The sequence below is a fragment of the Psychrobacter sp. genome, from assembly GCF_030457785.1.
Taxonomy (GTDB): Bacteria; Pseudomonadota; Gammaproteobacteria; order Pseudomonadales; family Moraxellaceae; genus Psychrobacter.
The window spans coordinates 1-10,715 of sequence record NZ_JAKDUI010000076.1 but is presented as its reverse complement, the minus strand read 5'-3'; the positions used below and the strand labels follow the sequence as shown (position 1 = coordinate 10,715).

Here is a 10,715-nt window from a genome sequence, read left to right as displayed (position 1 = left end):
AAGTATGAGCATTACCTAAGAAACCCCTACCTCTAAGGTAGTGGGTAGTTCATCAAAGGCTATTACTCTCGCGTTACAAACAAGCTCCACGGTCGTGTGACCCGTCTTTTTTATACACCACTCATAAAAGCACTCAAGATTACTTTTGGCTCAAACCGCTACTTGCAGTATATGCAGAGTTTTCGTTATGCCCTCTCTGGAGAGTTCGCATTTATCCGCTCTCTTGGTCGTGGTATTGCGATTTCTCCTACTTGGGGACTTGAGGTTTCAACACTCTCAGAAGTTTATAAAAACACCTCAAACCGTCGTATCTGTCAAACAGAAATCATGGAAAGTTATGAGCATAAACATCAAAACTTAGGCTCAAAAAGTGAAGATGGTGGCATTTACAAGATGGCAAACGATATAGCTAAAACTCTTTTTAGAATTTTAGCTCAAGAGGGAGTGGTTTTTTCAGAAGCCTCTTTTAAAACACTCCTTGCTTCATACTACCAGCAATCGCGTATTGAGATTTCAAAGTACAATGCACTCAGTAAGATAAACTCCCTTGAGTATAACCGCCAAAATGAGATAAATGTAGTCGAAGCTTTTGAAGAGGCTATCAAAGAAGCTGCAGCTGAGTTTTATGAGGATCCAATGGGTGTTGCATCCCTCTCTCCGTGGAATACAGTGCGTTCCGTTTTACCTGACTTTTCCGATAGATTTAAAGCGATGGTAAAAGAGGAATCAAAATGATCGTTATAGCCCCAGTTCGGAATAAGTGATTCATTTTAATAGGCAGGGTCATAGGCTTTTATTTCTACCACCCTATAGTCCTGATTTAAATCCTATCGAAAAGAAATGGGCACAAGCTAAGTTTCTACAACAAGGGTGGATGGAGAATAATTTACCAAAGCTGTTTCATGATATGGGATGTGCTTCTTTTATCTTGGATTGACTATATCACGACGTATTTTGCCACACACAGTTCTTAAAGTGGACCCCAATGGAACCAGCTATGTCATCCCTCAAACACATTAATAAACCGCCATCCCCAATCCTGAATAGTTACCTTTAAATTACGACATTGAAGAGGTCTAAATATGAGACTCGAAGCCATCCCAATACTGAGAATATTTGATGAAGTAAAAGCAAAAGAGTTCTACTTAGGATTCCTGTCTATGTCGCTTGATTGGGAGCATCGGTTTTCTGGTGACGACCCTATCTACATGCAGGTTTCTAAAGGTGATTTAAAACTCCATCTGAGTGAACATTCAGCAGACTGCAGTCCTGGCGCAAAAGTATTTGTGAATACCAATAGTCTTGATGCGCTATACCATGAAGTCACGGCGACAAACTATAAATATAGTCGCCCAGAAATCATACAGGCACCTTGGGGCGACAGAGTATTTGAAGTAGTAGACCCTTTTTCAAATAAGATTATTTTTAATGAGTCGTTAAATAATTGAACGCTAGGACCTGTTAAGCATAGAATCGTTACAAAGCATGATAAAACACGGCTACAACACCAACTTAAAGAAATAAAACCCACATGCCGTGGCAAGCAACGTCAACCCCACGTGCAGTCCTATCAATGCAAGCGCAGCCAGCAGCCGCCCATCATGCATAAAGCTAAATACCTCAGCGCTAAAGGTACTAAAGGTAGTCAGACCACCTAAAAATCCGGTGACCACAAACACTCGTACATTGTCAGACAGTCCGCTACCCATTCGCTCGACCCACACCAACGCCAAACCTATCAGCAGCCCGCCTAAAATATTGGCGCTCAGCGTACCCAATGGTATCCAACTGTGTAACGGATTAAAACGTGATAGCCACGCCCGCAGACAAGCGCCGAACGCTGCTCCTAAACCAATGGCGAGCCACTGCATAGCTTATCCTTAATATGGGTGGTTTTTGATGAACCTGATATTAGCGTCTGTCAGCACCGTAACCAAACGCTCAACAAACCCTAAGTAAAAAACAGACATCACACGGCAGGCAGTTCTGTCATCGGCCAACGTGGCACACAGCTGACCGCCAAACCATCTGATTGCCCCGCTTGCAGTCGCTCATAACCAGCGTAGGCAATCATCGCCCCGTTATCCGTACATAAAGCAGGCGGCGCATAGTGCACAGTCGCATTTATTTTAGCCAACTCTGCCTCTAACGTGTTGCGCAAATGGGAGTTGGCACTGACACCGCCGGCGATGACTAAGCGACTCATGCCTGCTTGCTTTAGCGCTTTCACACACTTTTTCACGAGCGTATCGACCACAGCGTGCTGGAAACTGGCGGCGATATCCGCACGCACTTGCGGATCACTGTCGCCGTCATTTCCTGATCCTCCTGAGTACGGCGTGTCTTTGATCAGGTTATGCACAGCGGTCTTCATACCGCTAAAAGAGAAATCCAAACCACGATGTAACATGGGGCGCGGCAAGTCGTAGGCATTTTGATTGCCTGTTTCGGCCAACTTAGCCACATTAGGACCGCCAGGATACGGCAAACCAAGCATCTTGGCGGCTTTATCAAAGCACTCACCCGCCGCATCATCTATCGACTCACCCAATATTTCATATTGCCCAACGCCATGCGCCGCGATAAGCAAGGTGTGACCGCCAGAAACTAATAATGACACAAAAGGAAATGCAGGTGGATTCGCACCCATCAACGGTGCAAGCAAATGCCCTTCCATGTGATGGATACCAATCGCCGGAATATCCAACCCATACGCCAAGCTACGCCCGAATAGCGCACCCGTCATTAAAGCACCGATAAGACCTGGTCCTTTGGTATAGGCAATGGCATCAATCTCGCTTTTTTTGACATCACATTGATCCAACAGCTCATTTAATAAAGGCACAAGTTTGCGGATATGGTCGCGACTGGCAAGCTCGGGCACGACACCTCCGTAGAGTGCATGCAGCTCTATTTGTGAGTACAGGACTTGACCAACCAAACCTTGATTATCACTATTCATCTGCTCGCTATCAAAAATCGCTAGCCCCGTCTCATCACAAGACGTCTCCAAACCCAATACTTTCATACCTTTGCCTTTATATCGTTTCTTGCATCACGGACATGCCAAAAAAAACCGCCATTGTCAGTCACAATGACGGTCATTTTAACAAATTTCAATAGACTATATATTCTATATGTAAGGTCAATTCACGGCATCTATCATGTAATCTACCGCCGCATGGACCTGTGCTTCACTGACCTTATCTGTAGCCTGAGGAGGCATCTTATTAAAACCCTGTACCGAATGCAGATATAGCGTTTGGGTACCTTTAGCCAGACGCGGCGCCCACGCTGCTTGGTCACCGTATTTGGGCGCATCCAGCAAACCTGCTGCGTGACAAACCTGACAGTTGGTTTCATAGGTCATTACCCCTGCATCAGCAGGCAACGCCATCGCGGCTGCATCAGCAGTCGCTTGTTGTTCTGCCTCATCTTCGGCAGGCGTTGTTTCAGCGAAAACAGCCACTGTGCTAACAGAGTCTGCTTCGGTCACCGGCTCAGGTGTCACAGTTTCAGACTCTGTGACAGTCGCTTCCTCTTCCATTACCGGTGTATCAGTAGGCTGATTGCTAGCGGCAGATTCAGCATCTGTGCTCTCGCTACTACAGGCAGACAGTGACAATAATGCACATAGAGCGGCCGCACTAGTGATGGGCCTAATTAATATGCTCATACGTTGCCGAAATTGCATCATGCTGAAATCTCTACTAAATACTTCATGTTGATAACTGCTCACTGACCTAAAAGCATAAGCTCGAACAAATAAAACTCGTGAAAAACGAACGTTTATTCTGCTACTGGCTCAGCCTCAGCGCCTGTTTCCGCCGTATCGGTCGCTTCGGCCTCGCTGTCTTCGCCTTCAACAGCCGCTTCAGTCGTATCTGTACCCTCTGCTTCCGTTGCAGTAGCGTCAGTAGTCTCTGCACCTTCGGTAGCAACCACAGGCGCTGTCTCTGGAAAGTCCATCTCCTCAGGAGCAGGTGCGTTTTCACGAGCCAATGCCGAAGCTTCATCGACACGATCTTTTGACGCTACTGCGTGATCGTCGCCGTGACCACCACAAGCGCTAATACCAAGGCCCAAAGCGGCGATCAATGCTGTGCTTAACACCGTATTTAGTACTGATTTCTTCATTGCAACACCCTCAATAAAATGCTCATAAAACGATTGATATAATGCGAATAATCATAGCACAAACTCCAGACAAACCGTTATAGACAGTAAGGTTTTTTCTTCGTGGTAGCCTGTATTTGATGAACCTATCTATTGATTCGCTCGCAAACACAGTCCTCAATTTAAATGACCATGTTTATTCTGACGACACACACTCAGCAAAATATCACGCAACTTTATGATTAATATGCATTAATAGGAAAAAATAATTGACTTTAACATTGATAACCCTTAGAATATCTGCCCTTGTGCTAATACACAATATTATCCTAGTTTGAGCTGATGCCAGTAATCTTGAGATATTACGGCTAAATACTAATACACAGCCAAACTAATGCCTTCATATCTCATCCTAATCAAGGAGTCTTCATGCCTGCAGTTAAGGTTAAAGAAAACGAACCAGTTGATATCGCTATCCGTCGTTTCAAACGTGCTTGCGAAAAAGCTGGTGTATTATCAGACGTACGTAAGCGTGAGTTTTACGAAAAACCAACGCAAGTACGCAAGCGCAAAAAAGCTGCTGCTGTAAAGCGTTATAAGAAAAAATTACAACGCGAAACTATTCGTACCACTCGTATGTACTAATCAAAAATTTGATTGGTTAAATACCAGTGTTACACGAACGCCGCTGCTATCTATCGATATCAGTGGCGTTTTTTTATGCTACAATTTTTATCATCAACGGCCAAATCTGTCGTCAAAAATTGCTACCAGACTAGACCGTATATTAAAATTAAACGAATCGTATTTAACGAACAAGGATAGTAACAATGAGCCAGCTTAAACAAGCTTTAGCCGACAACATCAAAACCTCTATGAAAGCGCGTGAGCTTGAGCGCGTCAAAGTGTTGCGCAACGTTCAATCAGTCGTCAAACAAATCGAGATCGATCGTCAAATAGAGCTAGATGATTCAGACGTGTTAGAAGTACTACAAAAGCAGCTAAAGCAGCGCCAAGAATCTCTCGCTATTTTCACCGAAAACGGTCGTGATGATTTGGCAGCCAAAGAGCAGTTCGAAATTGATCTTATCAATGAGTTTATGCCGCAGCAAATAGATGATAATGAGCTCGCAGCGTTGGTAAGTGCCGAAATCGCTGAACAAGGTGCGACCTCAATGCGAGATATGGGCAGTGTGATGGGTGCATTAAAAAGCAAGACCGCAGGTCGTGCTGACCCCGCTGTCATCTCGAAGTTGGTAAAAAACGCACTGCAAGGCTAATACGCTACCGTGAGTTTATGGTTGGCGTATTTTTGAGATAACCGCCGATGATTGCCAGTGACTGCTTAGCGTCTGTACTAAGGCTTTAAGGTTAAGGCTCAAAGTCTCTGGCGATTTTTACCTGTTTAAGTTCTGCCTCAATATTGGCTAAAAGCGGACGCGCGCTATTGGCTTGCAAGGTCTCTGCCAGTCGCTTGGCCTGCGTTAGCGATGTTAAGGCACCGTCATAGCGACCACTCCACAGCTGATCTTGGCTGCGATAGCGTAAAGCATTGATGGTCGCAATATTTGCTACCTGAGGGGACGTGGTGGTTTTTGCCAGTTTTTCGTTGGCAAGTTGCAGGCTCTGCCATGCATAACGGTCACTTGGCTGCTGCACAGTTAACGGCTTAAGCAATGCTTGTGCTTTGGTGGGTTGATTGCTATTGGTGAATGCTTCTGCCAAATACAAACGCAAGTCACGACGTTCAGGATACAGGCGTTGCTGACCAGCGAGCATATCAGCAGCTTGTGACCACTTCCCTTGCTCAGTCAATAGTTGGCTATGAGTGATCGATAATAAAGGCTCTAATCCTCGACGCTGCTCGCCGGGCAGTTGGGTAACTTGTTCCAGTAAATCATGAGCCTCATCAAAGCGCTGCTGCTCACCATACCGGTATGTCAATGCTAACTTTGCACCGACACTATTTTGGGCCGCCGCCTTCAGCGCTGTTTCTGATGCATGCTTGCCCGTGCTTTGTACACGCCAATAGAGCAAATCAAACAGTGCCTGATGACGTTGCTGTTGGCTCAATGACAATGCAGGATACTGTTGAGCACGGCTTTGAGCCTCACTGAGACGTTCGTTGCTAAGTGGGTGCGAGCGCACAAAGCTCGGTAAAAACTGATTTTCAACTTGATTGAGTTGACTGCGCTGATTCATCGTGGCAAAGAAACTCGACATCGCCCTTGGATCGTAGCCCGCTTGATTCATAATTTGCATACCGATGCGGTCTGCTTCTCGCTCATTGCTACGACTAAACGCCATACTGCTGTTCATCGTCGCCGTTTGGCTGCCCATCATCACTGCCGCCGCCGCATCACCATCGACAGTAGACGCGGCGATCGCCGCTAGCAAGCCACCTATTTGCATCAGCAATGCTTTTTTGCGTTCGTCTGCACCGCTCTCATAATGACGCTGGCTGATATGCGCGACTTCGTGAGCCACGACGCTAGACAGCTCATCCATACTTTTAGCAGCCAGTATCGTCCCTGTGTTGAGTCCAATAACCCCACCTGGCGCTGCAAAAGCATTGATATTTAGGTTATCAATGATGACCAAGCCCATGGGTGCCTGTTGCCGTGCTTGTGCATTGATACGCCATGTCATGTTTTTTAGGGTTTCGTTGATCCATGGATCGTGCTCCATCTTGATGCTTCTATTGGCGCTTCGTAGCGACCACTCTCCCAGCAGTTTATTTTGGTATTGCTCATCGAAGCTGAGGCCTTGCCCTCGCAGACTAGGCAGTATTATTTCATCTGAATCGCTGGATTGCCACGAAGCATAAGGAAGTGACGCTTCTTGGCTATTAGCGGTTGGCACCGTAATCGCTGTTGTCATTGCCAACAATGCGACTGACAGCCCTAACTTGCCAACGCCTGATATAGATGCGTTCGACATAGAATAAATAGTGGGCATAGAAACAGATATACGACTTATTTTTGATTTAAACTTTGATTTAAACAAAATCGCTCCCATGTCTGATAGATATCCTGATAAATGCGTGACTATCGTGTGTATATTGGATTGTTTCATTGGCTGTTTACCCAACGTTAACGGCTTATTGACGGCTTTCAGGATTGATAACGCCTCCCCGACTATACGAGCTTGTCTATGGAAGGTCAATTCAAGCCTACCGCTGACTACCAATCACCAAGCAGCCCGTCACTATCGTGCAACATCGCTATGTAATTCTAATCAATCGAACACGGCGTTGATTTTATTCAACTGCAATTGCACGCTGGCTATTTGATATAATAACCGTCTATAACGACATACTAAGTAAAACAATACAGATAGCTTTAAGGTTTATTTATGTCTGCTGATATTCAGTCAAATACCACTCGCACGCCACGTCCTATATGTTTAATGACATCCTTGCCTGAGAGTGAGCAACAAGTCATAAATGAGATGTTAAAATTACTGCCAGTGATCGAGATAGCATCAAATACTGGCGCAGATGTGGCACATGCCGAACTTAACATCAAAGGATTCGTCGATGGTCGTGGACTCGCTTGCCCGATGCCACTATTAAAAGCCAAAGTCGGCCTACGAGATGTACCGACTGGCGAGTCATTATACGTTATCGCTACCGGCCCAAACTCACAAGCAGATATCATGGCTTTTTGTCGCCAGAGCAAACAAGCGAACAGCGACCACTATTTGCTATTAGATGTGAACGAAGTCACCCAGCAGCAACCATCTGGTGGCACACCAGCACAGCATTTCGATACAATATACCACTTCATCATTACCAAAACTGATAGCAAATAAGCATCGCTATCCTTTACAATTATAAAGATTGTTATCTGACTATTTGCTTAACCATTTAACCAAGGTCAAGAATATGGCTAATACTTCTAATGATGCTGCAGAAACAAGTAAAGCGGACGATACAGCACCCATAAAAAACGAAGAACGTGATGCTGCATTGAAAGCAGCTGCACAGCGTCCACCTTATGACTCGAGTACGCTTGGTAACACCAGCACCCGCGACTTAGTGCCTGCAATGCCAACTCATTTATCAGCACCTGGTGTCAATTTGGGCTCATATATTAATACCGTCCACCAAATCCCTATTTTGACACCGACGCAAGAACAAGAACTGGCACATCGCTACTATGATGAAGATGACGTAGAAGCAGCTCGTCTATTAGTGATGTCTCACCTGCGCTTTGTCATTCACATTGCCCGCAGCTATTCAGGCTATGGATTGCCGCAGGCAGATCTAATCCAAGAAGGTAACCTTGGGCTAATGAAAGCGGTTAAGCGATTTGATCCAAACAAAGGGGTCCGTTTGGTTTCTTTTGCTGTGCATTGGATAAAAGCAGAAATTCACGAATTTGTGATTCGTAACTGGCGTATCGTCAAAGTCGCGACGACCAAAGCACACCGCAAGCTTTTCTTTAACCTGCGCAGCCTGAAAAAAACCAATAATCAGCTGACACTAGACGAAGCCGATGCCATTGCCAAAGACTTAAACGTCACACGCAAACAAGTGCTCGAGATGGAGTCTCGCCTAACCTCTTACGACGCTTCATTTGAAGCGCAGTCGAGCGACGACGACGATGGTCGCTATGCACCGCAGTTATTTTTAGAAGATGGCATCGATCCTGCTGAGCAGCTAGAAGAAGAAAACTGGGAAGAAAGCAACTCCTCAGCCTTGGTAACGGCGATGGACACACTAGATGATCGCTCGCGTGATATCGTCGAGCAACGTTGGCTGTCTGAGCAAAAATCAACCTTACATGAGCTAGCAGCAGTCTACTCTATCTCTGCCGAACGTGTGCGCCAAATTGAAAAAAATGCCATGGATAAAATCCGTGACGCCATGACCATTGATAGTGTGATTTTGCCCGATGACATTCAATAACAGTAGCTGGCAATAGCAGTAGCTGGTATTTTTTGACAGTCACTTAAGTCAGTAGCGAGAGCCTTTAAGAACACGAGTTTTTCTATGTTAAATTGGATAGGTATTGCAGCAATCAATATGGCCATCGCAGTTGCCCTTGGGGCATTCGGTGCGCATGGCTTAGAAAATATCGTCAGTGTTCAGCAGATTGAATGGTGGCATACCGCAACACTCTACTTATTTGTTCATGCGCTGGGTTTACTCGTCGTTGGCGTCCTAATTCGCCTTAAATACGTCACGCAAACCACCGCTTGGCTACTACAAATTGGTATTATTATCTTCGCTGGTAGTTTATATGCGATGACATTAGGAGCACCACGTTGGTTTGGGGCTATCACACCCGTAGGTGGCATGCTGATGATCGCAGGATGGCTATGGTTGGCAGTATCAGCCTTCAAAATAAAGCCTGCATAGAAATATATGTAACTAAAAACATGCTACATCAAAGGAATATTAAATCATTAGGAAGCGTTTATTATGAGTACCGTTAGTGTCAATGGCAGAAGCCTACAAACAACTCATCAAACAGTGCAGTTAGTCATTAATGAGCTTGGACTGAGTCAAGGTCGCTATGCTGTAGAAGTCGACGGTGAGCTTGTCCCAAAAAGTGAGCTGGCTCAACTGCGTATCGTCGACGGTATGAATATCGAAGTGGTGCAAGCAGTCGGTGGCGGGTAGCACTGTTTGCCACCTTAGTCTTGTAAGACTCCTCGATTTTATAAAAATGTCTGCATGATTTTTTAGTGTGACTGTAAACGATAAATCTCAGATAATATCAGCAGCACTTAAACGAAAAAGACCTTAACAGTTACTATGTTAAGGTCTTTTTCGTTTAAATTTGGAAATATCAGTATCTATCTATAAGAACTTGAAGCCTGTAAGATACTTGAAGCGTAGTATGAAAAATTAAAGCGTAATGAAGTAATCGTTTTATAGTAATTATTGTGCGATCAGGCTTCACTACGCCCTAATAAACTTATACGGCTGGTGACACTTCCGCAGAGCCTAGATCTGGATAACGTCCAGCACCCTGTGTTTTTTTGCGCTCTTGCCGGGTTTTATACTTACGTACTTGTCTATCAAGCTTATCTGCCATGTTATTAATGGCTTTATACATGTCATCTTCAGACGCTTGAACAAACATCTCTTGACCCGATGCTCGTAGAATTGCCTCAGCTTTGTGGCTCTTCACGCCACCGTTGTTATCGAGCGATAATATCACCTGGATACTCTGTATCTGATCGAAGTGTCGCTCTACTTTTTCTAGCTTTTCGCGAACCGCTGTATCCATAGCTTCGGTAACACTGATATGATGACCACTGATAGAAACATTCATATTATTGTCCTTTTGTTTATGACTCACAATCAACAGATGACAGCATTATCTTGCCTTTACCATCTTGCCTTACCAACACGCTACTCAATCTTGTTAAGCCTAATATCTCTCAGAATGAGCACCTGTCGCACAGTCTTGACGGTTCCTTTGTCGTCTAATTAATGACCAGTAGAAATCGGTACTACTCGTAAACACTTAAAATCAACATTTAAGTTTTGTGATTGGTATGACTCTAATTTGTCATGAAACTTAGATAGTAGCAAGCGGTTATATTGTAATTAAATGTAATAAAAACTGTTGTTTCTTTCAGGT

Annotated in this window: 15 protein-coding genes; 9 read left to right on the top strand and 6 right to left on the bottom strand. The window is 44.8% G+C overall.

The features are described from left to right. The first annotated feature begins 96 nt into the window (after positions 1-96). The 3 genes from L0J61_RS05410 to L0J61_RS05405 all read left to right on the top strand — a co-directional run bounded on the left by L0J61_RS05410 (position 97) and on the right by L0J61_RS05405 (position 1,448). The gene (locus L0J61_RS05410; protein WP_301465318.1) at positions 97-735 is read left to right on the top strand and encodes a hypothetical protein; all 639 of its coding nucleotides are present in this window, start codon (positions 97-99) and stop codon (positions 733-735) included. A 25-nt stretch (positions 736-760) separates the two neighbouring features. Next, positions 761-937, top strand: coding sequence for a transposase (locus tag L0J61_RS10710; RefSeq protein ID WP_367651943.1), 177 nt, complete (start codon positions 761-763; stop codon positions 935-937). Positions 938-1,082: 145 nt separating this feature from the next. Then, a complete protein-coding gene (locus tag L0J61_RS05405) occupies positions 1,083-1,448 on the top strand; it encodes a glyoxalase superfamily protein (RefSeq protein ID WP_301465317.1) in 366 nt (121 codons plus the stop codon). Positions 1,449-1,499: 51 nt separating this feature from the next. On the opposite strand, the gene crcB is transcribed toward L0J61_RS05405, so the two are convergent. From crcB to L0J61_RS05385, 4 genes are all read right to left on the bottom strand, one after another. Beyond that, positions 1,500-1,871, bottom strand: a complete 372-nt coding sequence (crcB, locus tag L0J61_RS05400) for a fluoride efflux transporter CrcB (RefSeq protein ID WP_301465316.1) — start codon at positions 1,869-1,871, stop codon at positions 1,500-1,502. Between the two features lie 98 nt (positions 1,872-1,969). Continuing rightward, positions 1,970-3,028, bottom strand: a complete 1,059-nt coding sequence (gene tsaD / locus L0J61_RS05395) for a tRNA (adenosine(37)-N6)-threonylcarbamoyltransferase complex transferase subunit TsaD (protein ID WP_301465315.1) — start codon at positions 3,026-3,028, stop codon at positions 1,970-1,972. A gap of 117 nt (positions 3,029-3,145) precedes the next feature. Next, positions 3,146-3,676 carry a cytochrome c5 family protein gene (locus tag L0J61_RS05390; protein WP_301465314.1) on the bottom strand — a complete coding sequence of 177 codons (531 nt, stop codon included), beginning with the start codon at positions 3,674-3,676 and terminating at the stop codon, positions 3,146-3,148. A 113-nt stretch (positions 3,677-3,789) separates the two neighbouring features. Beyond that, positions 3,790-4,137, bottom strand: coding sequence for a hypothetical protein (locus L0J61_RS05385; protein WP_301465313.1), 348 nt, complete (start codon positions 4,135-4,137; stop codon positions 3,790-3,792). A 408-nt stretch (positions 4,138-4,545) separates the two neighbouring features. On the opposite strand from L0J61_RS05385, the gene rpsU reads away from it, so the two are divergent. Both rpsU and L0J61_RS05375 read left to right on the top strand, forming a co-directional pair. Next, positions 4,546-4,761: a 30S ribosomal protein S21 gene (gene rpsU, locus L0J61_RS05380; protein ID WP_010195908.1), complete on the top strand. Its 216-nt coding sequence runs from the start codon at positions 4,546-4,548 to the stop codon at positions 4,759-4,761. Positions 4,762-4,946: 185 nt separating this feature from the next. After that, on the top strand, positions 4,947-5,396 hold the full coding sequence (locus L0J61_RS05375; protein ID WP_301465312.1) for a GatB/YqeY domain-containing protein: 450 nt from the start codon (positions 4,947-4,949) through the stop codon (positions 5,394-5,396). 91 nt (positions 5,397-5,487) lie between these two features. Here the strand turns inward: L0J61_RS05375 and L0J61_RS05370 are convergent, their stop codons facing one another. After that, complete coding sequence (locus tag L0J61_RS05370) at positions 5,488-7,074, bottom strand: M48 family metalloprotease (RefSeq protein WP_301465311.1); 1,587 nt, start codon at positions 7,072-7,074, stop codon at positions 5,488-5,490. Between the two features lie 396 nt (positions 7,075-7,470). On the opposite strand from L0J61_RS05370, the gene L0J61_RS05365 reads away from it, so the two are divergent. The 4 genes from L0J61_RS05365 (at position 7,471) to thiS (ending at position 9,745) form a co-directional block, all read left to right on the top strand. Then, complete coding sequence (locus L0J61_RS05365; protein WP_301465310.1) at positions 7,471-7,929, top strand: sulfurtransferase TusA family protein; 459 nt, start codon at positions 7,471-7,473, stop codon at positions 7,927-7,929. A gap of 235 nt (positions 7,930-8,164) precedes the next feature. Then, positions 8,165-9,028 (top strand): RNA polymerase sigma factor RpoH, encoded by an 864-nt coding sequence (gene rpoH, locus L0J61_RS05360; protein ID WP_301465319.1) that lies wholly within the window; start codon positions 8,165-8,167, stop codon positions 9,026-9,028. Between the two features lie 84 nt (positions 9,029-9,112). Further along, entirely contained in the window at positions 9,113-9,481 is a 369-nt protein-coding gene (locus tag L0J61_RS05355) for a DUF423 domain-containing protein (protein ID WP_301465309.1), read from the top strand. Positions 9,482-9,544: 63 nt separating this feature from the next. After that, positions 9,545-9,745 carry a sulfur carrier protein ThiS gene (gene thiS / locus L0J61_RS05350; protein WP_301465308.1) on the top strand — a complete coding sequence of 67 codons (201 nt, stop codon included), beginning with the start codon at positions 9,545-9,547 and terminating at the stop codon, positions 9,743-9,745. A gap of 298 nt (positions 9,746-10,043) precedes the next feature. Here the strand turns inward: thiS and raiA are convergent, their stop codons facing one another. After that, positions 10,044-10,403: a ribosome-associated translation inhibitor RaiA gene (gene raiA / locus L0J61_RS05345; RefSeq protein WP_301465307.1), complete on the bottom strand. Its 360-nt coding sequence runs from the start codon at positions 10,401-10,403 to the stop codon at positions 10,044-10,046. Between the last annotated feature and the right edge of the window lie 312 nt (positions 10,404-10,715).

Coding starts and splice junctions, on each gene's coding strand:
- L0J61_RS05405 (WP_301465317.1), top strand. CDS start 1,083: ATGAGACTCGAAGCCATCCCAATACTGAGAATATTTGATGAAGTAAAA.
- crcB (WP_301465316.1), bottom strand. CDS start 1,871: ATGCAGTGGCTCGCCATTGGTTTAGGAGCAGCGTTCGGCGCTTGTCTG.
- tsaD (WP_301465315.1), bottom strand. CDS start 3,028: ATGAAAGTATTGGGTTTGGAGACGTCTTGTGATGAGACGGGGCTAGCG.
- L0J61_RS05390 (WP_301465314.1), bottom strand. CDS start 3,676: ATGAGCATATTAATTAGGCCCATCACTAGTGCGGCCGCTCTATGTGCA.
- L0J61_RS05385 (WP_301465313.1), bottom strand. CDS start 4,137: ATGAAGAAATCAGTACTAAATACGGTGTTAAGCACAGCATTGATCGCC.
- rpsU (WP_010195908.1), top strand. CDS start 4,546: ATGCCTGCAGTTAAGGTTAAAGAAAACGAACCAGTTGATATCGCTATC.
- L0J61_RS05375 (WP_301465312.1), top strand. CDS start 4,947: ATGAGCCAGCTTAAACAAGCTTTAGCCGACAACATCAAAACCTCTATG.
- L0J61_RS05370 (WP_301465311.1), bottom strand. CDS start 7,074: ATGCCCACTATTTATTCTATGTCGAACGCATCTATATCAGGCGTTGGC.
- L0J61_RS05365 (WP_301465310.1), top strand. CDS start 7,471: ATGTCTGCTGATATTCAGTCAAATACCACTCGCACGCCACGTCCTATA.
- rpoH (WP_301465319.1), top strand. CDS start 8,165: ATGCCAACTCATTTATCAGCACCTGGTGTCAATTTGGGCTCATATATT.
- L0J61_RS05355 (WP_301465309.1), top strand. CDS start 9,113: ATGTTAAATTGGATAGGTATTGCAGCAATCAATATGGCCATCGCAGTT.
- thiS (WP_301465308.1), top strand. CDS start 9,545: ATGAGTACCGTTAGTGTCAATGGCAGAAGCCTACAAACAACTCATCAA.
- raiA (WP_301465307.1), bottom strand. CDS start 10,403: ATGAATGTTTCTATCAGTGGTCATCATATCAGTGTTACCGAAGCTATG.